23 protein-coding genes are annotated in these 23,730 nt (G+C 41.4%); 16 read left to right on the top strand and 7 right to left on the bottom strand.

Annotated elements, in window-relative coordinates; genetic code table 11:
• Positions 1-20 precede the first annotated feature (20 nt).
• Positions 21-3,158, bottom strand: coding sequence for a VPS10 domain-containing protein (locus tag DX873_RS11495; protein ID WP_116184575.1), 3,138 nt, complete (start codon positions 3,156-3,158; stop codon positions 21-23).
• 105 nt (positions 3,159-3,263) lie between these two features.
• Here DX873_RS11495 and DX873_RS11490 point away from each other — a divergent pair, with 105 nt between their 5' ends.
• From DX873_RS11490 to DX873_RS11475, 4 genes are read left to right on the top strand one after another with little or no spacing between them, the layout of a single operon-like run.
• Positions 3,264-4,046, top strand: a complete 783-nt coding sequence (locus DX873_RS11490) for a 3-keto-disaccharide hydrolase (protein ID WP_116184574.1) — start codon at positions 3,264-3,266, stop codon at positions 4,044-4,046.
• Between the two features lie 19 nt (positions 4,047-4,065).
• On the top strand, positions 4,066-5,493 hold the full coding sequence (locus DX873_RS11485; protein WP_116184886.1) for a Gfo/Idh/MocA family protein: 1,428 nt from the start codon (positions 4,066-4,068) through the stop codon (positions 5,491-5,493).
• A gap of 15 nt (positions 5,494-5,508) precedes the next feature.
• A complete protein-coding gene (locus DX873_RS11480) occupies positions 5,509-5,949 on the top strand; it encodes a YybH family protein (RefSeq protein ID WP_116184573.1) in 441 nt (146 codons plus the stop codon).
• 44 nt (positions 5,950-5,993) lie between these two features.
• Positions 5,994-7,118: a DmpA family aminopeptidase gene (locus tag DX873_RS11475; protein WP_116184572.1), complete on the top strand. Its 1,125-nt coding sequence runs from the start codon at positions 5,994-5,996 to the stop codon at positions 7,116-7,118.
• Between the two features lie 2 nt (positions 7,119-7,120).
• Here DX873_RS11475 and DX873_RS11470 read toward each other — a convergent pair whose 3' ends face one another.
• Positions 7,121-8,251 carry a DUF2891 domain-containing protein gene (locus tag DX873_RS11470; protein ID WP_116184885.1) on the bottom strand — a complete coding sequence of 377 codons (1,131 nt, stop codon included), beginning with the start codon at positions 8,249-8,251 and terminating at the stop codon, positions 7,121-7,123.
• A gap of 136 nt (positions 8,252-8,387) precedes the next feature.
• Here DX873_RS11470 and DX873_RS11465 point away from each other — a divergent pair, with 136 nt between their 5' ends.
• Both DX873_RS11465 and DX873_RS11460 read left to right on the top strand, forming a co-directional pair.
• Entirely contained in the window at positions 8,388-9,521 is a 1,134-nt protein-coding gene (locus tag DX873_RS11465) for an SPFH domain-containing protein (protein ID WP_116184571.1), read from the top strand.
• A gap of 3 nt (positions 9,522-9,524) precedes the next feature.
• Positions 9,525-10,616, top strand: coding sequence for a TFIIB-type zinc ribbon-containing protein (locus DX873_RS11460; protein WP_116184570.1), 1,092 nt, complete (start codon positions 9,525-9,527; stop codon positions 10,614-10,616).
• Positions 10,617-10,811: 195 nt separating this feature from the next.
• Here the strand turns inward: DX873_RS11460 and DX873_RS18905 are convergent, their stop codons facing one another.
• Complete coding sequence (locus DX873_RS18905) at positions 10,812-11,027, bottom strand: hypothetical protein (protein WP_181899486.1); 216 nt, start codon at positions 11,025-11,027, stop codon at positions 10,812-10,814.
• A 70-nt stretch (positions 11,028-11,097) separates the two neighbouring features.
• On the opposite strand from DX873_RS18905, the gene DX873_RS18900 reads away from it, so the two are divergent.
• From DX873_RS18900 to DX873_RS11440, 5 genes are all read left to right on the top strand, one after another.
• The gene (locus tag DX873_RS18900) at positions 11,098-11,583 is read left to right on the top strand and encodes a LytR/AlgR family response regulator transcription factor (RefSeq protein WP_181899485.1); all 486 of its coding nucleotides are present in this window, start codon (positions 11,098-11,100) and stop codon (positions 11,581-11,583) included.
• A gap of 121 nt (positions 11,584-11,704) precedes the next feature.
• Entirely contained in the window at positions 11,705-12,169 is a 465-nt protein-coding gene (locus tag DX873_RS11450; RefSeq protein ID WP_181899484.1) for a nuclear transport factor 2 family protein, read from the top strand.
• Positions 12,170-12,266: 97 nt separating this feature from the next.
• Positions 12,267-13,268: an SMP-30/gluconolactonase/LRE family protein gene (locus DX873_RS11445; protein ID WP_116184567.1), complete on the top strand. Its 1,002-nt coding sequence runs from the start codon at positions 12,267-12,269 to the stop codon at positions 13,266-13,268.
• The gene (locus tag DX873_RS18895) at positions 13,265-13,675 is read left to right on the top strand and encodes a hypothetical protein (protein WP_181899483.1); all 411 of its coding nucleotides are present in this window, start codon (positions 13,265-13,267) and stop codon (positions 13,673-13,675) included. Before DX873_RS11445 ends, DX873_RS18895 begins: the two co-directional genes overlap by 4 nt.
• Positions 13,668-14,642, top strand: a complete 975-nt coding sequence (locus DX873_RS11440; RefSeq protein WP_181899482.1) for a TolB family protein — start codon at positions 13,668-13,670, stop codon at positions 14,640-14,642. Before DX873_RS18895 ends, DX873_RS11440 begins: the two co-directional genes overlap by 8 nt.
• On the opposite strand, the gene DX873_RS11435 is transcribed toward DX873_RS11440, so the two are convergent.
• Entirely contained in the window at positions 14,639-15,739 is a 1,101-nt protein-coding gene (locus DX873_RS11435; RefSeq protein ID WP_116184565.1) for a lactonase family protein, read from the bottom strand. The two genes, DX873_RS11440 and DX873_RS11435, sit on opposite strands and share 4 nt — an antisense overlap.
• An 80-nt stretch (positions 15,740-15,819) precedes the next feature.
• Between DX873_RS11435 and DX873_RS11430 the strand changes: the two genes are divergently transcribed.
• From DX873_RS11430 to DX873_RS11420, 3 genes are all read left to right on the top strand, one after another.
• A complete protein-coding gene (locus tag DX873_RS11430) occupies positions 15,820-16,830 on the top strand; it encodes a helix-turn-helix domain-containing protein (protein ID WP_116184564.1) in 1,011 nt (336 codons plus the stop codon).
• Positions 16,831-16,901: 71 nt separating this feature from the next.
• Positions 16,902-18,059 carry a PQQ-dependent sugar dehydrogenase gene (locus DX873_RS11425; protein WP_198412976.1) on the top strand — a complete coding sequence of 386 codons (1,158 nt, stop codon included), beginning with the start codon at positions 16,902-16,904 and terminating at the stop codon, positions 18,057-18,059.
• 9 nt (positions 18,060-18,068) lie between these two features.
• Complete coding sequence (locus tag DX873_RS11420; protein WP_116184562.1) at positions 18,069-18,503, top strand: nuclear transport factor 2 family protein; 435 nt, start codon at positions 18,069-18,071, stop codon at positions 18,501-18,503.
• Between the two features lies 1 nt (position 18,504).
• On the opposite strand, the gene DX873_RS11415 is transcribed toward DX873_RS11420, so the two are convergent.
• Both DX873_RS11415 and hemH read right to left on the bottom strand, forming a co-directional pair.
• Entirely contained in the window at positions 18,505-19,884 is a 1,380-nt protein-coding gene (locus tag DX873_RS11415; RefSeq protein WP_116184561.1) for an MATE family efflux transporter, read from the bottom strand.
• Positions 19,885-20,919 carry a ferrochelatase gene (gene hemH / locus DX873_RS11410; RefSeq protein ID WP_116184560.1) on the bottom strand — a complete coding sequence of 345 codons (1,035 nt, stop codon included), beginning with the start codon at positions 20,917-20,919 and terminating at the stop codon, positions 19,885-19,887.
• 148 nt (positions 20,920-21,067) lie between these two features.
• On the opposite strand from hemH, the gene DX873_RS11405 reads away from it, so the two are divergent.
• Complete coding sequence (locus DX873_RS11405) at positions 21,068-22,138, top strand: mechanosensitive ion channel family protein (RefSeq protein WP_116184559.1); 1,071 nt, start codon at positions 21,068-21,070, stop codon at positions 22,136-22,138.
• The gene (locus tag DX873_RS11400) at positions 22,122-22,976 is read left to right on the top strand and encodes an N-acetylmuramoyl-L-alanine amidase-like domain-containing protein (RefSeq protein WP_232520902.1); all 855 of its coding nucleotides are present in this window, start codon (positions 22,122-22,124) and stop codon (positions 22,974-22,976) included. The genes DX873_RS11405 and DX873_RS11400 overlap by 17 nt, the downstream gene beginning before the upstream one ends.
• Here the strand turns inward: DX873_RS11400 and DX873_RS11395 are convergent.
• Positions 22,962-23,726, bottom strand: coding sequence for a ThuA domain-containing protein (locus DX873_RS11395; RefSeq protein ID WP_116184557.1), 765 nt, complete (start codon positions 23,724-23,726; stop codon positions 22,962-22,964). The genes DX873_RS11400 and DX873_RS11395 overlap by 15 nt on opposite strands.
• Between the last annotated feature and the right edge of the window lie 4 nt (positions 23,727-23,730).

The raw sequence follows: 23,730 nt of genomic DNA, 5'->3' as shown, positions 1-23,730 counted from the left end.
AATCAGTTTTTTCATCATCCCTATTCTTCAATTGATAAATAATCCAACCCTAGGTTGTTGAATTCTGCATTGAACTCTTTCATTTCTTTATCCACTATAGCTTCAAAGGTTTCCAGCTGCGATTTTATTTTCGCAGAAAGCTCATTCTTAACTGCAATATCCTGTGCTGTAGGTGGAAAATCGTCAATGGAAACCAAGCTGTTCAAGTGACCTAATTTATTGGTCAATCGGATTGGAAAGTTCAGGGGGTCCTGATTACTTCGGTTTTTGGTCTGATACAAGGCCTTCTCTATTTCTCCGAACTTCTCTTTCATTCCTTTTGCCTTTTCTACCAAATCCTTGGTCTGCTCATTATCCTTGTACTGGCCTGCAAAGGCATCGAGCTTTTTGTTAATGCCTCTGATCTTCTTGATGGATTTATGTGCCCTATCAATGGTTTCGTTGATGTCTGAAATAAAATCGTATTGTTTTTTCATATCGGCCACAGAGACTTCTGCCCTAGGATCGGGTAAAATCTTGAAATCTTGGGACTGAGAAGCTCCATTTACATTTAAATGCACTTTGTACGAGCCAGGTACAGCTTTTGCACCATTAAAATTTGCCCACCAAAAAATCATCCCATCCAGCCTTTTTGCTCCTTTTCCTCTAGTGTTCCAAACATGGGTATTTCCTCCTTTTTTAGCCTTCAGCTTTTTGTCCTTGTCTTTAGCAAACGTGCTGTATGAAGCCAAGGTGTCCCCACTCATTGTGGTATAGGTCAAACTGATACTATCTTTTTCCGACTTGTTTTTCAGATAAAAATGGGTCACGACGCCATTGGGGTGATTTTGTCCTTCTGTCTTTGAAGGTTCCCTAGCGGCAGTTCCCTTAGTTCTGTAACTATCTTTAGGTTGATACAAAATGCTCCCTGCTGTTTTTTTGGAAGCATCCAATTGATGCAGCACCGTAAGGTCATCTATAATCCATACACTTCTTCCCTGGGTGGCCACTACCAAATTGTTGTCTTTTATGGTCAGGTCAGTTATAGGAACAATTGGCAAATTCAATTGGAATTTTTCCCATCGTTGACCATCATTGAAAGAAATGTACATTCCAGTCTCCGTACCTGCATAGAGCAATCCTTTTCTTTTAGGGTCCTCTCTCAGCACTCTGGTGAAGTGCTCGTTATTTATGCCGGCGGTAATCTTTGTCCAAGTTTTGCCATAATCGGTTGTCTTGTACAGATAGGGTTGAAAATCCCCCAGCTTATATCTTGTGGCAGCTACATAACAAGTGCCTTCATCAAAAGCCGAAGGCTCAATGCTATTGACCATGCTCCATTCTGGCATGTTGGCAGGAGTCACATTTTCCCAAGTACTTCCGCCATCTTTTGTAACATGGATCAATCCATCATCACTTCCTACCCACAACAAACCTTCTTTTATCGGACTCTCATTTGCTGCAAAAATGGTACAGTAATATTCTACTCCCGTGTTATCCTGTGTAATGGGCCCACCACTGGAAACCAATTTGGCTGGGTCATTTCTGGTAAGGTCATCACTCAATAACTCCCAACTTTGTCCTTCGTTGGTGCTTAAATGTACATGATTGGAAAAGGTGTACAGTTTTTTAGGGTCGTGCTTACTGAAAATGATGGGGAAGTTCCATTGGAAACGGTACTTCATTCCCTCAGCACCATAACCCATAGGGTTGTCTGGCCAAACATTGATTCCCCTAACAGTTTTATTCTTGTGGTTTACCCGGGTCAGGAACCCTCCGTAACTTCCTCCGTAAACAATATCATTGTTAGTGGGATCCACCGCTATATGGGCAGACTCACCTCCAGCCGTAGGCTCCCAATCATCTTCTCCAATGGATCCATCATCACTTCTATGGTTAATTCTGATTGTAGAGTTGTCCTGCTGGGCCACATAAATACGATAAGGAAATGCATTGTCCGTAGTCACCCGATAAAATTGAGCGGTAGGTTGATTGTAATACGTGCTCCAGGTTTCACCTCCATCGTAACTCACCTGCGCACCTCCATCATCCCCAATAATCATACGTTTGGAGTTTTCGGGAGAAATCCAAAGATCATGATGATCTCCATGGGGAGCGTTGAAGGTGTTGAACGTTTTTCCACCATCTGTGGATTTATGATATCTTACATTCATCACATAAACAACATCCACGTCTTCCGTATCAGCGTACACCCTAGTGTAGTACCACGCTCGTTGTCTCAACTTTCGCTCGCTATTAATCTGGGTCCATTTTTTACCTCCATCTTCTGAACGATACAATCCTCCTTTTTCCTTATTCTCTACTATGGCCCAAACCCGATTGCTGTTCTTTGGGGAAACCGTTACACCAATAATCCCCAAAGTATCTTTTGGGAAGCCTTCGTTTTTGGATATTTCGGTCCAGGTCTCGCCACTATCCGTGCTTTTCCAAAGGGCTGAACCATCACCTCCACTACTTAAACTGTAAGGTGTTCTTTTGGCACGCCAGGTAGATGCATATAAAATTCGTGGGTTATTGGGGTCAAAAGTAAGGTCAACTGCTCCAGCCTGGTCATTAACGAACAGGACTTGCTTCCAGCTCTTGCCTCCATCAGTACTTTTATATACGCCACGCTCCTTGGTCGGCTTGTAAATATTTCCAAGCACAGCCGCATATACAATATTGTAATCTGTAGGGTGAATTCGAATCCTTGGAACATGTCTGCTTTTTTCCAGACCTGCTTTCTTCCATGTTTTTCCTGCATCTTCGGTTTTCCAAATGCCATATCCACTGGATACATTTCCACGAAGGGTCTTTTCACCTCCACCTACATAGATAACATTTGGATCGCTTTTGGACACTTCCACCGCGCCAATACTTCCTCCAAAATAACCATCGGAGATATTTTCCCATGAATGACCTCCATCCACAGTTTTCCACACCCCGCCACCTGTGGCACCAAAATAAAAGAGGTTGGGTTCTCCCGGAACACCGGTCACAGCTGCAGAACGTCCACCCCTAAACGGTCCTACCAAACGATATTCCAAACTGGAATAAAGTTCCTTGGGATATTCTGAAGTAGTTGGGGTAGTTTTCTTTCGTCTTTGGGAGTAGCTTGAAAAGATTAAAAAGCAAAATGCCAGCAAAAACCAGCTGGCTCTGGAGAATTGTAGTTTCATTTTCTATTAAGTTGAATTAGTCAGGATTAAATGTAGGGAAAATGAAGAAAAAAGGTTGCAATATTTTGTACTTTAACCAATTATATAGAACCCAATAGCCAAGCCATGCATAATTATTTAAAACTTTCCTTTTTGTTGCTCCTGATTTCCGCATGCAAAAGCGACCCCAAACAAGAAAAACAGCAACAGACAGCGCAAGAAACAAAAGCTGAGTGGTTCTATCTTTTTGATGGCTCTAGTACAGATGGTTGGCGTGGTTATAATATGGATTCCCTCCCTCCTGGGTGGACCATAACGGATAGTACATTGACCTTTGATATCCAACTTGGATTGGAGCAAGATTATCAAGGCGGAAAAGACATTCTGTATGGCTCGGAGGAGTTCGATAACTTTGAGCTCTATCTAGAATGGAAACTCCCTGAGGGCGGAAACAGTGGAATATTTTACCATGTAAAAGAAGGTTATGACGGCCCTCCCTCAGTTGCTCCGGAATACCAACTGATAGACGATGAAAATTATGCCAAGATCCATGATCTTACAGGATACAATTCCCAATTTGGAGAAGAGCACCCAGAGCTATTGCAAGACTGGCAAAAAACTGGTGCCGACTATGCCATGCATGTAGCGGATGAATCAAAGAAAGAACTAAATCCTATTGGGGAATGGAATTCCTCCAAAATAGTGTTTACCCCAGACAGAGTTGAACATTGGCTCAATGGAAAATTACTCTTGTCATTTGTTCCTTGGAACGAGGATTGGCACAAAAAGAAAAATTCTGGAAAATGGGAAAATGCCCCAGATTATGGAAAATTCAAGAAAGGATATATTGCCCTGCAAGATTATGCTAGTCCAATCTGGTTCCGAAACATCAAAATCAAAAAACTATAATCAACCAATAACCAAGGTAATGAACAAAAGAGAATTCATTAAAAAAAGTAGTGTGGGAGCCCTAGGAATCATGATGGCCCCTTCACTTTTGAAAGGGTCTACAATCAAAGAACGTTTAAGAACTGCGCACATCGGTGTGGGAAATATGGGGGCTGAGGATCTCAAGGCCATTTCATCCCATGGTTCTGTAGATGTGGTAGCACTTTGCGATGTTGATGCCATTAATTTGTCCAAAGCACATAAATTGCACCAAGGCGCGCGTGTGTTTTTTGACTACAGAGTGATGTTAGAGGAAATGAGTGATGAAATAGACGCTGTAATCGTTTCCACTCCCGACCATACCCATGCGCCCGCTTCGCTTTTGGCCATGCAGATGGGCAAGCCTGTGTATTGCCAGAAACCATTGACACATTATGTTTCAGAATCTAGAGCCATGAAAAAACTGGCCGCTGAAAAAGGATTGGTCACCCAAATGGGGATTCAGGTACACTCATTTTATGATTATAGGTTGGCCACCCTTTTGATTCAATCCGGAATCATTGGAAAAGTTCATACGGTACATGCTTGGTCTCCTAAAAACTGGGGTTATGATGGTCCCATCCCAGAAGGTGAAGATACCGTACCAGCACAACTGGATTGGAACCTATGGTTGGGAACTTCCAACAAAAGACCGTACAAAGAGGGTATGTATCATCCGGGAAATTGGAGAAAACTAATGGAGTACGGTTGTGGTACCTTGGGCGATATGGGAGTACACATTTTTGACACCCCTTATAACGCCCTGGAATTGGATGTTCCACGAACCATAAAAACTGATTGCCGCCCATCAAACGGGTATGGTTATCCCGAAAAAAACACGGTTACTTACGAATTTCCCGCCACTAAATACACCACCGAGTCCCTAAAATGGATTTGGTATGATGGAGAAGGTGCCCCAAGCATGCACGAAGATTTAGTGTTGCCAGGAGCAAAAGGCAAGCTGACCAAAAAGCAACAAAAAGAGGAAAGTATGGCAGACAAAATCTCCTTGGATGCCAAAACTGCAGGAGAAGGTGAACTTCCAGAACAGGGAGCAATGTTCGTGGGTGAAAAAGGAAGGTTGTTGTTGCCCCACTTCATGCAACTTCCCAAGAAAATAGTGCGAGGCAAGTATGTGGATATCTCAAAACAAATTGCCAAAGTAAGCGAAGCCAACAATTTGGGAGAGCCTATTAGAAATTACGAAACGGAAGGGCCCAAGCACTACCATCAATTTGTTGATGCCTGTTTGGGAAAAGCCGAATGTACAGCTCCATTTGAGTATGCAGCAAGATTAACGGAAACTATCTTATTGGGTACCATTGCCGGAAGGTTTCCAGGGGAGACCTTGCACTGGGATGCTGAAAAAGCCCAATTTGCCGAAGAGAAAGCCAACAAATATTTAGCCGGAGAATATCGAAAGTTTTAAGAGCAAAGTTTATTTATGAAAAAACTAGTCGGACTAATTTTCCTTTTCTCCGTAGCAGCCTATTCCCAAATTTCTAAAGAGTCAGATGATAAAGCAGCCATTTTAGAAGTGCTATCAGTGCAAGAAGAAGCTTGGAACAATTATGATATTGAACTCTTTATGGAAACCTATTGGAAATCGGGCGACCTGATTTTTTATGGAAGCGGAGGAGTGGTCAAAGGATGGGAGGGCACCCTGAATCGATATAAAAAGAGTTATCCTACCCAAGAGCATTTTGGCCAGCTAAAATTGGTCTCCAATGAGGTTTCTAAAATTTATGATGATGCATACATGGTGATGGGTGAATATCATTTGACCAGGTCGGTGGGTAATTCCAATGGGATTTTTATGTTGGTTCTAAAAAAGATTGATGGAGCCTGGAAAATTATTGCCGATACCTCCTGCAAAACTGAATAAATTCAATTCCGATAAAGAACGTTAAGGATCTAAGCCTTAAAACCATGGTTAAAAAACAATTTCTGTGCATAGCTTTGCTTTTTCCAATTCTATTGCTGTCCCAATCCCGTCTTCGCGATCATGGGGTTGAAATTGGTGTGCTGAAACCTGGCACCCTAAATGCAATAACCGATGTGCCAGGTACACAAGTAGGGCATTTCACTTTAGTGAAAGGAGATAGTATTAGAACAGGAGTAACCGCCATTTTACCTCATAATGGTAATCTTTTTCAGGAAAAAGTCCCTGCGGCAATCTACATTGGAAATGGTTTTGGCAAACTTGCCGGTTATACCCAAGTAAAGGAATTGGGCAATATCGAAACACCCATTGTCCTCACAAATACGTTGAGTGTTCCAACCGGGGTGAACGCGTTGATTGGCTATACCCTGAATCATCCCAAAAACGAAAATGTTAGGTCTGTTAACGCTGTAGTAGGAGAAACGAACGATGGTTATCTCAATGATATCCGAGGGCGCCACATTAAGGAAGAACATGTTCTCTCCGCCATAAGTGCCGCAAGTACTGGACCGGTACAAGAGGGAAATGTAGGTGCGGGAACAGGTACAGTTTGCTTTGGTTTTAAAGGAGGTATTGGAACATCTTCACGCGTGATTCCAGAAAAAGCTGGTGGATATACCGTAGGTGTACTGGTACAGTCCAATTTTGGAGGAGTGCTAAAAATCTCCGGAGTTGATGTTGGAAAGAAGTTGGGTCATTATTCAGATAGCTTTAAGTATTCGCCAGACGGATCTTGTATGATAGTGGTAATGACAGATGCCCCTTTGGATTCCAGGAATCTAGAACGTCTGGCCAAAAGAGCCATGCTTGGCTTATCCAGAACAGGAGGTATTGCCAGTAATGGTAGTGGCGATTACGTGATTACCGTTTCCACTGCAGAAGAATGTCGAATTCCTTATACCAGTGACAATCCGATTCAAACTATGCCCACGTTACGAAACAGTGCAGTAACTCCCCTGTTTCTTGCCGTAATCGAAGCTACGGAAGAAGCCATATTAAATTCACTTTTCGCAGCCAAGACCACGACCGGAAGAAATGGACATACCATCAACGCTCTTCCAAAGGAAGAGGTGCTCCAAATGTTAAAGGAAGCTGGGAAAATATCTGATTGAGCCTATTGCTCCCCCAGGGCATAAATGGCAAATGAACCCAGCCAATGACCTCCTTCATAGTCATCACCAATAAGGTTAGGAAATGAATAGGCCAAATGTTCATTGGCCAATGGCAATACATGCCCATATTCCTCTGGGTATTGCTTTGCCAATCCGTACAATACCCAGGCCCTGCTGAAATTAAGACCATCCAAATGCACTAATTGACCATCTTTTCGGTCTCCAACAAGCGCCACGTCCATTTTAAAATCTGAATTTTGAAGGCCGGGAAGGAAGTTTTCCGCCCAATCCAAAAACTCTTGTTTACCCAGAATACGTCGTATTAAATCCGCTTCTTCAAAGCAAGGTGATAAAAAATCTGCGCCGCTAGGTTCCCACGTCAACGGGCAATCAACATCAGTTTTGTAAAAGTCCAAAGCGCGCTGTTCAATGGCTTCCTTTAAAGCGGTATTCTCCAAGGTGTGGGCATAATCCCAAGCAAAAGAAAGGGCAAAGGCGGTATTGGTATGAGTCCCCACGCGAACCGGGTATTGCAGTTTTGGTAGATAGTCAATGAATTTCTGTGCAATTAATTGAGTCAGTGGCTGTAGATTACTTTCCAATTGTCTGGCAAGAGGGTCATCCCAAGTATGGATTTCTTCGGCCAATTTCAAAAGCCAACCCCAACCATAGGTTCGTTCATAATTTTTGTTATGCTCTCCCTCAAAGTAGGTCACTTCGCCTGTTATATTTTCTTCGGACATATTTTCCAAAAGAATTTGCTTAACTCTTTCCGCTTGATCTAGATTCGGAAATTCTTTGAGCAATCGGACCATGGACCAATTCCCGTGAACCGCTGAATGCCAATCAAAACAACCATAGAATGCAGGGTGCAAAACCTGGGGTGGTGCCAAGTCCTCTTCGCTGCCCAGTGTCTGTCCCAACTTGTTGGGGAATTCCTTTTGAACACATTCCAAAGGAAGCGTAACCAACGTATTTGCCTGGTCTAGGGTAAGTGTAATTTTTTCAACAACGGGCTTATCATTGCCACTGGTGGTTGCTTCTTGGTTCGACTTTGATTTTTCATTTGTTTCACCACAGGAGACAAGAAGAACTGTGAATAGAATCAGGAAAGTGTTAAGCAGTGCTTTCATAAAAGTATTTGGTTTTACGGTCATTTATCTTTTTGCGAACCGGTTCGTAACAAAACATTTCAATTTCATACAAATCTAACAGAAGCTAACTTCATTTTTTATAGTTTTAAGCAAGATTTAATCTAAACACTTTACCATGGATATTTTTAGTAAAATCAAAGAAAAGCTCTCCAATGAATTTATTGACATTGTTGAGTGGCTGGATTATACCGATGACACCATTGCCCATCGTTTTGAGCGTTACCAAAATGAAATAAAGAACGGTGCCAAACTTATTGTTCGTGAAGGTCAGACCGCCGTTTTTGTAAATGAGGGCCAATTGGCCGATGTATTTGAGCCGGGGACGTACGACCTTACCACAAAGAACCTGCCCATACTTGCCACCTTGAAAGGATGGAAATATGGGTTCAACTCTCCTTTTAAAGCAGAGGTTTACTTTGTAAACACCCACTTGTTCACAGATGAAAAGTGGGGAACGAAAAGCCCAATCACTTTAAGTGATGAACGTTTTGGGTTGGTCGAGATACGTGCATTTGGAACCTACGCTTTTAAGATTTCTGATGCGGGGAAGTTTATCATCGATATCGTTGGTACCGATAACAACTTTACCAATTTTGAAATCAACGAACACCTAAAAAGTTTGATCGCCACCCGTTTTACCGATACCGTGGGTGAGGCCAATCTTCCTATAGAACTGTATGCGGCCAACACTTCGGAACTTTCGGATACCTGTCAGGAGGTAATGGCTCCTGAATTTGAAACGGTTGGGATTTCCCTGGAGAAATTCTATATCGAAAATGTTTCCATGCCGGAAGACCTCAAAAAGGAAATTTTTGAGTACAGTAGAATTGACAAGCTCGACCTGGACAAATTGACCAAGTTCAAAACCGCAAAAGCTATTGAGGCCGCTGCTAAGAATGAAGGTGGAACCGCCGGCGCCGGAATGGGAATGGGAATGGGCTTTGTTCTGGCACAACAAATGGGTGGAATGATGAGTCCGCAAATGGGTGGAAGCAATCAAATGCAGCAAGCTGCATCTCCAGTTCCACCACCTATGCCAGTTCAAGTACAATATTTTTATGCGGTAAATGGAACTCAACAGGGACCCGTTTCCTTTGAGCAACTACAGGCCCTTTTTGCCGGACGGACCATCAACAGGGATAGTTTGGTATGGAAACAAGGCATGGCCGCTTGGACCCCGCTAAAGGATGTTGAAGAGTTAAAATCTTTCTTGGGCGGAAATACCCCGCCTCCATTGCCAAATTCTTAATTCTTGGAACCATCAATCCAAAAAACAGAGCTTAAAAAATCCTGTGTCAACTGTGGTGCTGAGCTTACCTACAAACCTGGCACCACAAGTATTGCTTGCGAGTATTGCGGACATCAAGAGTCCATAAATATTGACGAACAAGGATTTGAAGAGCTGGAACTTTACCCTTATCTCAAAGAAATGGGGGCTCAAAAACATAGTGAGGAAATCTCTATGTTACATTGTAAAAACTGCGGTGCGGACCAACATGTAGAAGAAAACTACAAATCACTCCATTGTGTGTATTGCAGTATGCCCTTAGTTGTTGAGGATGCCTATAAAGAACAGTGGATCTTGCCTGGAGCCGTGCTTCCGTTTCAAATTGAAAAGGAAAAGTCCTTTGGTATTTTTAAAAAATGGGTAGATGGATTATGGTGGGCTCCCAACAAACTAAAAAAAGCAGCTCTAGACCCTCAATTCACCAAGGGGCTGTATTTGCCGTATTGGACATTTGATGCACAATTGGCAGCTTCGTATACCGGTCAGCGAGGGGAATATTACTATGAAACCCAACGATATAGGGACAGCAATGGCAAAACGCAAACTCGGCAGGTAAGAAAAACGCGTTGGTATCCCGCCTCTGGAAAGGTTTCCGGTTTTGTGGATGATACCCTGATAAAAGCTTCACGACAAAAAGCAGGCAGGGTGCCCAAAAAAATAGCGAGATGGAACCTCAAAAAGCTTCAGCCCTTCAACAGTAGTTTTTTGTCAGGTTTTGTTACTGAAAAGTATACCATTCCTTTACAACAGGGACATATGTTGGCCAAAGATGTGGCTCGGGATATTGCAGAACGCTGGTGCAGACAGGATATTGGAGGCGATACCCAAAGGGTGTCCAGCATGGATATGAACTTGACCCAAGAGACCTTCAAGCATATTCTCTTGCCGGTATATGTCAGTGCCTATCGTTATAAAGGCAAAGAGTATAACTTTTTCATCAACGGTGAGAATGGATCTATTTCGGGCTCTAGACCTTATAGTGCTTGGAAAATCATATTGGCCATTTTGTTTGGGATAGCGCTGATAGCCATTTTTGTTTTTTTTACCCAGAAATAAATTGCCCCAAAATCATGTGACCAAATCCTTTTAGTGGTTTCCAAACGTATATAGAAGCAAAGAACTTTGCGAGATAGTGTCTCTTAACCTATTTCTATAAACACTAGGCCGCCCTTCAGATATGGAGGGCGGTTTTTTTGCTGATCATTAACTAAATCATAAAGTTTACCGGGTCAAACAACGGAATTAGTACATTTAACGTATGGCCAAACGCATTTCTCTTGTAACCATCTTTGTTTTGTTCAATATGGGCATTGGTCGTATGTTCCAAGAAAGTTTGGGTGCTAGTTGTTTTTCAGAACTGTCGATTTTGGCTATCACCAGTTTCTTTTTTTGGAATTCTTCCGCCAGACAGATAAAAAAATTGGGGGCAAAATGGTTGTTGACCTCCTCGGGCAGGAATCTATTCATTCAAGGTGGGTTGGGTTTGTCCGTTTCTGCACTTAACATCATAATAGGGCAGTTACTTGTAATCGTACTGATGACCCAAGTCTACCAATGTACTTCCCCGAGTTTCAGTATGCTAAATGCCTCGTTGACCAACAACATTGGTGTGAACCTACTTTGCTACTTTACCTTACTTTTTTATTTCATCCATATTGATAAAAAAGACCCTGAAGCAGAAGAAGAAATGGAAGGCACTGAAAGACCACACCGTGTTTCTGTTTCTAAAAGAGGGCTGCAATTTTTGCTGGAGCCTCAACAAATAGTTTATGTGGAAACAAGCAATAACTGCGTGGTCCTACATACCGAAAAGGGGAAGTTTGTGAAATACCAAAGTTTGAAATCCTTTTCAAATGAACTATGTTCCAAGTCCTTTAGAAGGGTGCATAGGTCCTATCTTGTTAATGCAGCTTTTGTAGAGCATATTCAAAAAAACCATAGTGGGGATGGACGATTGTATTTGAGCACGGGTGACCAAATACGATTCAGTAGAACCTATCAAGAGGAGGTGCGGCAAATCTAATCTCCATCAACTTACCCTTTTTTATCAGCAACTCGCAATAGTTTCCTTAGCGACTTTCGGCTGTAAATATAGTTTTGCTCAAATTGCAATTAATGTCATGACTATCCCAAACAAAAAACAAATGAAAAAATATCTAATTCCTTTCCTTCTAGTTTTTTTGATTTCCTGCAATTCCAAATCAGAAACTCCACAAATACCTTCTATTGTATCTGAAGAAGATGGGGCTATTTTGAAACATCTGAAAGAAGTGGAATGGCCCAAAGCCTATAGAGAACAAGACACTCTTCTGTTAGATGCTATCCTTGGTGACGATTTTCAAATGATTGATGCCAGCGGAACATGGTCTGACAAAATGGGCGAACTGGAATGGATCAAAGAACACGCCATGCAGAACGATTCCTTTTATTACGAGATAAAAAGATTGGATGTCTTGGATAATGGAACTGCCCTCATCTGTGGAACCGGCCATATTTTTAACGATTCAACAGAGACCATTTACCAGTCAAGCAACATCTTGGTCAAACGCAAGGGAGCTTGGAAAGCGGTGGCCTCCCATGTATCAGGCATAAAAAGCATAACCGATTGATTTTAAGTTAAATAATTCTTAATCTTAAGAATGCTACCCTCTAGAACTGGTTAATTTTTTACTTTTCTATCAAATCTTATACTCAAAAATAGTTTGAATGGGTAGTATCCTCTTTTTGGTTTGCCAACGAAAGCTTTGTCTTTTATATACTATCCTAATTTTAATGGTCTCTGCCTCTTCGGCACAAAACCAAATTGAACAGGTTGAACTACCTTTTCAGAAAGACCTTATCCCGGAAGGCATTGCCATTGATTCCATCTCCAGAAAAATATATGTCAACAGTCTTAAGCACAACAAAATTGTTCGCTGCGATTTTGATGGGAAAAACCAGGAGGATTTTGTCAAAAGTAATCAGTACGGTTACTTGCCTGGATTTGGAATGACCATTAAAGGAGATACTCTTTTTGCTTTGGGAAACAATCTGCCCAAATCGAGTAACAAATCTGTTTTGCTGTTGCTCAATACACAAACAGGAGCATTGATAAAATCCTATACTATTGATAATTCTGATTTTATCTATTTGAATGATATTGCGGTAGGCCCTAAAGGGAAATTGTACATCACCGATTCCGAAAGTGACAACATTTATACCTTAAACCCACAGAAAGATGCATTGGAAATCTTCTTTTCCCATCCTGAGATAAAGCATCCCAACGGTATTGCCATTTCGCCAGATGGGAAGACACTTTTCTTGGCTACCTACACCAGCGGAATACGTGTTTTGGACATTGGTTCTCAAAAACTGATAAATCATAACAATGATTTTAAAGGAATTGATGGAATGAAGTTCTACCAAAACAGTTTATTGGCCATTGTAAATGGAAAAAGGGATGCGACTCAGAATGGATTATTCCGTTTTTATCTGGACAAAAATTTGTCAAAAATCGTTAGCGAAGAAAAACTGGCCAGCTTTCAAAACCCTACTGATATTCCGACCACATTTGCCCTTTTCAACAATCAAATGTTTTATGTTTCCGATTCTCAATTGGACATGTTGAACCAAGAAAACTATGAAATTCTGAACGCTTCGGAATTGAAAGATTACATTCTGACAAAGCAGCCTATCCATTCTAAACATCGCAAAAATCAAAACCCATGAAACTTACTATTGTAATCCGTTTTTTGGTTCTATCTATGATCGGACCATTTGTTTCGGCCCAAGAAAAAAATGTAGTGCTGGCCAAGAATTATTGCACTGAAATTGGCCGGTTTGATCTTTTAATTGATAAAGATGAAGTTGCTGGTGCATATTACCTCAGCCATAAAAATGCCCTTGGAGGTGTTTGGGGAAGGCTCACCGATCATGTAATGAAAGGCACATGGCACGATGCAGATGGAAAAGGGGACATCATCATCACTTTTACGAATGATTTTTCCTTTTTTACGGCGGATTATCGAAGTGACGATGAGCCCGAAAAATGGTATAAAGATTCTTGGCATGGGGCATTACGAACTACTTCTGAAAACAGCTTTGACTTTAATGGTAAAACCTATCGTTGTGAATAAACTTAGACCTCTCTTCCTTTTGCTGATATTGATTTTTTCAGCATGCAAGCAAACACCTCAAATTGAAAACCCGGAACCAGAAGCCTTAAACAAAGGGCCATTTTTTGGAGTTGCCCCTACTGAAGAACCTCAGCTCCTGGCGCCGGAACTTTTAGCTTCCCCGGTAACAGAATACAATGGAACTTTCAATCCAGAGGGGACTGAATTCTATTATACCACCGATATCCCCTCCAACGCCTACATCACCTACACCCAAATGCAGGAAGACAGTACTTGGAGTCCGTCTAGAATTGCATCGTTCTCTGGAGAGTTTTCAGATTTTGACCCTCTTTTTTCGCCAGACGGCAATCGAATTTATTTTAGTTCAAGTAGACCAAAAGGTGATAACGAGAACAGCAAAATATGGTATGTGGAACGGCAAGCTGAGGGTTGGAGTAAACCTACACGGATAGTTTTAACGGGGGAAGAAGACAATGAATATTATAGTTCTTTGACCCACAATGGCACCATTTATTTCAATATATGGTCCAAAGGCGATATGTATAAAGCCGTTCCCAAAGATTCAATTTTTGAGGTTACTCTTCTTCCTGAAATCATTAACACCGGAGGTGAAAAAGGTGACCCCTTTATTGACCCCAACGAAGAGTATCTGATTTTTAGAGGGTATGACAATAGCTTAGGAAAAGGAGACCTTTTCATCACCTACAACATAAATGGCGAATGGACTGCTCCTGAGAATCTGGGTGAACCAATCAATTCAACTGAACATGAAATGTGTCCATGGGTGAGTCAGGACGGAAAGTTGTTTGTTTTTGCCAGTGGCCGAAGACCTGAATCCTTGAGTGCAGGGCCCACAGACCCTATTCAAAAAGTACATGAGGTGGCATCTTATAACACAGGGCAACTAAACCTATTTTATATGTCCACGGATTTCATCCAAAGGATGAAACAAAAACATTTAGACTAATCCAAAAACAATAGGCAAACTGGATTGGGCAAGGAAGTTTCATTTAAAAATTCCAGAGTTCCATTGGTTTGATCTCGTCTAAACACGGTAATGTTGCTGCTCTTCTGGTTGGCCACCAGTAAAAAGTTACCCGATGGGTCAATGGTAAAATTGCGAGGCCAATCACCATGTACCGATTTACGTCCGATCAAACTGATTTTTCCTGTTTCCTCATCAACAGAAAAAATGACTATAGTGTTTTCTCCACGATTAGATCCGTACAAGAAACGCCCATCTGGTGATAAGTGGATATCCGCGCATGAATTGTTTCCTTCGTAATCGGAAGCCAAGGTGCCTTCAGTTTGAATGGGGTTATAGCTTCCTTCATCGTCTCTTTCGAAAACTGTAACCGTTGCATTCAATTCGTTGATGACATACAGGAAATTTCCGGTTTTGTCAAACTCAAAATGTCTTGGTCCTGCACCTTCTGGCAAATCCAGAGAATTTTGATGGGCAGGAATCCACTTATTTTCAACTTTTTGATATCGTTTAAGGGCATCCAAACCCAAATCCGAAGTAAACAACCCATCTTTGGTGAAATGCGCTTTATGAACATGTGCCGCTTTGGCAGTATCTAGCACCTTGTGGTCCACAATTTGAGGTGTTTGTCCCAGGCTTCCATCCGTATTTAAGTCAAAAATGGCCAGATTTCCACCCGTATAGTTTGAAATGGCCAATTGACCATCCTCCGAGACCTCAATATGACATGGATGAGCTCCCCCACTTCCTTTACTATTGAGCTCTTTTAAAATTCCATCTTTCAAAGTAAATGCAGTGACGCCTCCGCCCAAGGAATCAAAATCTGATGTTTCCTGAACTGCATAGAGGTTCTTTTTATCCCCGGAAACTGCCAAAAAAGATGGATTGGGCAAAGCGGCTTTGAGTTCAATGGAATCCAAAATTCCATTTTCAGAATCAAACTTCATCCCATAAATGCCCTCACTCTCCCCATCGGTGTAGGTCCCCACAAATAAGGTGTAGGGTTTGGTTGTTTCCTTTTTTTCTGAGCAACTTACTGCTACCAGCAAAACACCTAAAATCAAATAAAAAAGTCTCATCGCTTACCTTTGTTTTGCTAAAAATACCAACTTCATTGTATATCTGGATTTTCTTTTGGCTATCTTTTTATTTTTGACCCATGGATCGAGATGCCATTATATTAGTCTTAAGCTGTCTTGGAGTTGCGCAAGCCCTATTTCTTTCAGTTTACCTACTCACTTTAAAGACAGGGAATAGAAAAGCCAATGTTTTTTTGGCGATGGCAATCCTCGGCATTACCATCCGGGTTGGAAAGTCTATTCTCAACACTTATTTGGATCTGCAACCTTGGCAACGCAACCTAGGTCTCTCGGGAATTTTGCTCACTGGACCTTTCTTGTGGTTCTATGGAAAAGTATTGATTGCAGATGAAAAAGTATCCTTGAAAAAAATCTCATGGCATTTGATTCCCTTTGCAATTTTGGTGCTAGGATGTTATTTCATTCCTAATGACGCCAGCCGCCTGGCTTACATAATATACTTTTTGGTATTTTTTCACCTGGCTTTTTATGTTGTGCTCTCATTGGTCCTTGCATATCAGTTTCGGGGCAAAGTACATGCCCAACGATTGACATGGTACCGTAACCTCACCATTGGGGTTGGCTTGGTATGGGTTTTTTATATGGGGCATTTGGCAGGATTGTTCTCACTTTACATTGGGGGAGCTATTTTCTTTTCACTGCTCATCTACATCTTTTCCTTTCTATTTCTTAAAAGGCACGCTTTTAGGCTGGGAAAATATAACACCTCCAACCTGGACAAATCTTCTTCCCAAAAATTAATGGTAACGGTCAAAAACCTCTTGGTCAACGAAGAGCTTTTTCTGGATAACTCCATTTCTCTTGAAAAAATCTCTGAAAAACTAAACGTCACGCCAAGGAAATTGTCACAGGCCATTAACGAAAATGAGCAAAAGAACTTTTCAGATTTTGTGAATGGCTATCGTATTAAAAAAGCCCAAGACCTGCTTTCCAATCCTGAGCACAATCAAGAAAAAATCCTTTCCATTGCTTACGATTGCGGTTTTGGAAATGTCACCTCGTTCAACTTGGCCTTTAAGGCCAAAACAGGATTGACACCTTCCCAGTTCCGAAAAACGCACGGTAAATAGCAGTTTTCGTTATAGGAAACATGTTTATTAAAGAGTTTTTGATGATTTCTTGCATCATTTGCTCAAAAAACATGATGCAACGGATATTCATTATTTTTCTATTTGCTCTCGTTTCTTGTTCGCAAAAGAATGAGCCTAAGGCTAAGGACCAATTGTATTTGCCCACTAAGCATATTGCCCTTGAAGGCCTCAATCATCCTTGGAGTATTTCATTCCTTTCTGAAAACGAAGCTTTGATATCCGAAAAGGATGGAAATCTACTTAGGGTTGATCTAGAAACCAAGGAAAAACATATTGTCAAGGGTTTTCCAACTGATTTAACAGACAGCATCCGTGTCATCCATTTTGGGGATAATTCGGGAATCTTTGAAGTGTTGCTAGACAATGATTTCAAAAAAAACCAATGGATATATCTAGCATATACGGCAAAAAAGAAAGGGTTGGGGACTACAACCAAAGTTGTCAGGGCTAAATTTGATAAAGATTCCCTCTATAATCATGAAACGCTTTTAGTTGCCGAGCCATATACCAAAGAGTATTTTCACTACGGGGGTGGCATGACCTTTGGTACAGATGAAAAACTTTACATCACCATTGGGGAGCGACTTTTCTGGGAACGTGATGAGCCTGAAATTCCAATTGCCCAAGATGTAACGGACAAACGAGGAAAAATCTATCGCATCAATCCAGACGGAAGCATTCCTGAGGACAATCCTGATTTTGGCCCCAATGCCGTTCCGGGAATCTACGCCCTAGGGATACGAAACACCCAAGGTATAGCAGTACAACCTGAAACGGGAAAAATTTGGTTTACCGAACACGGCACAATCCAAGGGGATGAAATCAACATTCTGAAAGCTGGGGCCAACTATGGGTGGCCCAATGTAACCACTGGTAGATTGCGTAGCAACGATTATAATCCACCAAAGCTGGAAGATGTGACCTTTACTGCTCCAACATGGTTTTGGACCCATACCGTGGCGCCAACAGGCCTTACTTTTTATACTGGAAAAGAATTTCCCATTTGGAAAAACAACCTTTTTGTCCCGGGCTTGTCAAGGGGCAGTCTTTGGCGATTCAGAATTGAAGATGAAACCATTAAGAGTGCCGAGGAGCTTTTTATAGATGACAGGGTCAGAATCCGAAAAGTCAAACAAAGTCCCAATGGTAAACTCTATATCCTCACCGATGAGGACAACGGAAAACTAATTGAAATCAAAACACAATAAATTTTACTTATGAAAAAAGCCTATTTATCCATAGCGTTCGCATTTTTTACCTTTTTGTCATTTGCACAAACCGAAGTTGAAGCCATTGGTAAAACCATTGAAACCTATCTCAATGGGTCTTCATATAGTGATATGGAACAAATTCAAGAAGCCTTTTATGAAGAAGCGCCTTTATATTTATCAAAAAAAGACCAAGAATTGTGGGTGCTTACTCCAAAAGAATATGCTGAACTTTTTAAGAATAGAAAATCAGGAGAGCATAATGGTCGTTTTGGAAAAATTCTAAACATTGATATTTCAAACAATATTGCCATGGCCAAGGCTGAAATTCGAATTCCCGCTCGAGACATGGTGTTTATTGATCTGTTCCTTCTGAAAAAACTGTCAGGAGAATGGAAAATCATTAGCAAGGTTGCCACTTTGTTGCCCAATGAAAAAAGTTGAGCTATCCTATAAGCTTTGTCTTGACCTCTTTTCTCAAATAGAATCCTGTTACAATGGTTGCCAATACATCGGCGATAGGAAAGGATAGCCAAACGCCAATTTCACCAAAAAAACTAGGGAGTAACAAGACCAAGGGAATAAAGAAGAAGCCTTGCCGGGTCAAAGTGAGCAGCAAAGCCGGTATGGCTTTTCCAACAGCTTGAAAATATGCTGCCCCGATCAATTGCAATGCAATAATTGGGGTGGCCGCAAAAACCAATCGTATGGCCAAAGGTGCATGTTGAAGTACGAAGGTGTTGGCCGCCAATTCCTCAGCAGGCAAATTGGGTCTATTGCTCAAGAAAAGTGATGCTATTTCCGTTGGAAAAATCATCAATCCTGCAAAAACGAGTGTCGCCACCAAGGCGGCATACTTTATGGCGGTATAAATTGATTCTTTTACCCGATCGTACTTTACCGCGCCGTAATTGAAGCCGGCGATGGGCAAAAATCCCTGTGTAACTCCAAATACAGGGAACAGGGCGAACATCAACATTCGGCCAATAATGGCATACACTGCCACTAAGGCCTCACCTCCTAAATTGAATAATATATTGTTCAACAACAAGTAGGTTATACTGGTTACGGCTTGCCTAGCCAGTGTCACAAATCCCAGGGAGCCAATCTCCTTTAAAATTGAAGAGCTTAATCCAAAGTGGCTCGGATTAATTTTCAACTCGGAATTCTTGGAAAGGAAAAAATAAAAAATGTACCCAAAGCAGAGCAAATATCCACCAGTAGTGGCCCACGCGGCACCGTGCATTCCCCAGTCAAAAACGTAGATAAAAACATAGTCCATCAACAGGTTTCCCACAGAGGGTATGATCATGGCAATCATGGCAAACTTAGGTTTACCTTCGGCCCTGATAACGGTATTCCCCATCATGCAAAGTGCCAAAAAAGGAACTCCGTAAAGTACTATGGTATAGTATATTTTGGCTGGATCAAATATGCCTCCCTTTCCGCCAAAAGCAGGTATGAGATCATCTACAAAGTACAGTCCCAAGGTCACCATGGATATGGTGACCAGGAGTGTTAAGGTAATCTGGTTTCCAAATGTCTTAAGGGCTTTCTCCTTGTTTCCAGAACCTAGGGCTCGGGAAATAATACTGGAACCACCTATACCAATGGCCATTCCCAAGGCGGCAATAAAAAAAGATACGGGCAGTACCACATTAATGGCAGCGATGGCTATGGAGCCAATCCAGTTTCCCACAAAAATGGAATCCACCAAAACATTGAGGGACATTACCAAAATACCAATGGAAGCTGGCACTGCCTGCTTAATCAGCAATTTGCCAATGGGCTCGGTCCCTAATTGATCTGAAGAAACCTTTGCCATTTAGACGGGCAGGGTTTCGTTGGCCTGCCACTCGTTGATCCAATTGGACATCAATTTTGCCCAATCATCACGATCATTTAAACATGGAACATGTCTGAACTCTTCCCCTCCTGCCTCTATGAATTCTTCCTTGCCTTCCATGGCAATTTCTTCCAAAGTCTCCAAACAATCACTGACAAATGCAGGGGTTATAACCACCAATCTCTTTTTACCTTCCTTGGCCAAACGCTCAAACTCTTTATCGGTAAAAGGTTGTAGCCAAGGGTCGCTTCCCAATCTAGATTGGAACGAAGTACTGACCTTTCCTTCTTCCAATCCCAATTCCTTTTTTACCAATTCTGTGGTATCATAACATTGATGGCGATAACAGGTGTGGTGTGCAACGGAATTGGTTGTACAGCATTTGGCATCCAACTTACAATGAAACTTTGTGGGATCGGACTTTCTGATATGTCTTTCGGGAATACCGTGATAAGAAAAGAGAATATGATCATAATCGAAGCCCTGAAGTCCTTCGGATATACTTTTTGAAAGCACTTTGATATAATCTTCATTGCTGTAAAAGGCAGGCAATGTGGTAAGATGCATTTCTGGAAAGTGCTCTTCTTGGACCTCCATAGCCTTGACCACCACTGTTTCATAAGATGACATGGCATAATGCGGATACAAAGGAATCAACAGCACCTCATCCACATCTTGGTCCTTGAGTTCTTGCAATGCATTTTTGATGCTCATAGAACCATATCGCATTCCAAGAGCTATCGGAATGTCAATATCCTTGTTCACCTTGGCCATAAATCGTTCAGAAAGTACAATCAGCGGAGAACCTTCTTCCCACCAAATTTTGGCATAGGCCTTAGCGGACTTTTTGGGACGTGTATTTAGAATGATTCCTCGGACAATAATGTTCCTAAGCACTGGATTGACATCAATCACTCGTTCATCCATCAAAAATTCATCCAAATATGGTTTTACGTCTTTGGGCGTAGGGCTATCTGGAGAGCCCAAATTGACCAACAAAACTCCTTTTTTCACAGCTGCTCATTTTAGGGCCTAAAAATACAACTTGGGGTTGACTTGGCATTTCCATATTCAAAATAGTTTCTTATGGCCGGATAACGATATTCAATTAAAAACTGTGGCTTTGCCATCACCTATATGTTTTTCTGGCCTATTTTTGTATATGGACACTTTTTTTGACCATGTTTCAAAACAATCCTTGATCTATTTGGCAATTGCCATAGTTGGATTGGTTTTGTTGTATTTAATTGCCTCCATTTTAGTCAAAAGATTGGGTAAAAATCCAAAGTACTTATTGCCCCCTCTTGCCTTTAAAAGGCTTGCCTCTCCTTTGATTTTGATTTTCCTTTCTTTCCTCCTTAGGATGAACGCATTGAGGGATTTATTGAATCTTGAAGATTATGGGTTTTGGTTTAAGAAAACCAGCACACTGTTGTTCATACTTTCAATGACCTGGTTGATTATTTCCCTATTGAAAATCGTAAAACATATTGTTCTTAAAACCTATGACATAGCTGAAACGGACAATTTGAAGGCCAGAAAAGTCTACACCCAATTTACTGTACTGGAACGTATCATTATTTTTATTGTGATCCTACTGGCCATAGGCTTGGCGCTTATGAGCTTTAAAGAAATACGGGAAATCGGCATCAGCATTTTTGCTTCGGCAGGTGTTGCCGGAATCATTATCGGTTTTTCGGCCCAGAAACTCATTGGTACTATACTTGCGGGCATTCAGATTGCCATTGCCCAACCCATAAAACTGGATGATGTGGTTATTGTAGAGGGAGAATGGGGAAGAATCGAAGAAATCACCCTCACCTATGTGGTCGTAAATATTTGGGACAAACGAAGATTGATTGTTCCCACACCCTATTTTATTGATAAACCCTTTCAAAACTGGACCAAATCCTCAGCCGATATTATGGGGACCGTTTTTCTTTATGTTGATTATACAGTTCCCTTTGATAAACTCCGTGATGAACTAACAAGAATTCTGAGCAATACAACTCTGTGGGACGGTCAGGTAAATTCGCTTCAAGTAACAGATTCCAAACCCAATTATGTAGAGGCAAGGGCCCTTATGAGTGCAAAGGATTCCTCAGCACTTTGGGAACTTCGGGTCCTTGTAAGGGAAAAATTGATTGTTTATTTACAAGAAACCCACCCAGAAAGTCTTGCTAGGACCAGGGTACTTTTACAACAAACCGATGCCAATGAAAATCTACAGTAAATTTCTTCTCATATTCCTCTATGGAGCAATGGTCAATGCTCAACATATAACCTGTTCTCCGGAAGACAAGCCACTTTTTGAAAGTAAATTTGCCATGCTTCAAAAAACACAAGGGACTTCCTTGGGAGATTCCATTGTTAGCATTGGTAAATCTTTTATGGGAACACCTTATGTGGAAAAAACTTTGGAGGTAGGTGACAAGGAAACTTTAGTCGTCAATCTAAGAGGTTTGGACTGTACCACTTTTGTTGAAAATGTATTGGCCTTTAGTCTGATACTGAAAAAGAAACAAGACTCCTTTGAAGACTTCTCTGAAAATTTAGAAACCATTCGGTATAGAAACGGAAAATTAGACGGATACCCCTCTCGTTTACACTATTTTACGGAATGGATCAGCAATAATGAACAAAAGGGTTTGGTAAAGGACATTACTTCGGAACTGGGAGGAGAGGAGCATAACAAGGCCATTAATTTTATGGGAACGCACCGCTCTTTATATCCGTTTTTAAGCACTGATGAAAACTTCGAAGCCATCCTGGAAGTGGAAAAAAAATTGGCCATAGAAAACCTTTGCATTTTGCCACAAAATCAAATTCAGGAAAAGGAAAAGATGATTCAGTCCGGGGACATTATTGCCTTAGCCACCTCTATTAAAGGATTGGATGTGACCCACACCGGAATTGCCATACACCAACCTGATGGAAGATTGCATTTTCTGCACGCTTCAAGTAAAAATGGTGAAGTAGAGATTACCCAAAAACCATTGGTGGATTACCTCAAGGGAATCAAACACAATATTGGGATAATTGTAGCTAGGCCTACACTACTTTCTCGCTAAGCACCATAAAATGCCCCCAAGCAAATGTTGTCTAAATTCAGGTTCATCAAAGGATTCCTCTGTATGTCCCCCCCCTGTATAAAAAGCTCTTCCACCATCAAATTTATGAAACCAAGCAATGGGATGATTTTCTCCGTTGGTGCCTCCTTTATAACTATCCTCATCCAGATTTAGCAATACCGTGACAGCTGGATTAAGGTTTTTGTAATTGTACCACTCATCACTTCTTCTCCAAGTATCCTGAAGATGCTTGGTGGATAGATGCGTTTTATTTAAAACTTCAATTGTTGCATCCAGCACATTGGGGTTATTGGGATGGCTCTCAAAATAACCTCCTACCATTTTCCCGTACCAAGCCCAGTCGTATTCGGTGTCCGCAGCAGCATGGATGCCCAAAAAGCTTCCTCCATTTTTGATATAACCTTCAAATGCTTTTTGCTGATTGTTATCCAAAACATCCATTGTGGTGCTCAAAAAGACAACCAACTTATAATTTTTCAGGTTTTGGGGATTAAAATCTTCGGAAGATTCGGTCTGCAATGCTATAAATCCATTTTCCCGACCTAACTCCCGTAACGTCTCCACACCTTTCTCAATAGATTGATGACGATACCCTGCTGTTTTGGTAAAGACCATGACCAATTCCGGCATTTTTACCTCCTTATTTTCTTCAGATTTTGGCTTATTCTGTGCGTTTGTGGAAACCACAAAACACAATGCCCACAAAAGGGTGAATTTTAAAAATTTCATGTAT

The sequence above is a fragment of the Flagellimonas nanhaiensis genome, assembly GCF_003382275.1.
GTDB classification, from domain to species: Bacteria; Bacteroidota; Bacteroidia; order Flavobacteriales; family Flavobacteriaceae; genus Flagellimonas; species Flagellimonas nanhaiensis.
Note: the sequence above shows the minus strand (reverse complement) of the source record. Positions and strands in the feature narration are given on the sequence as shown.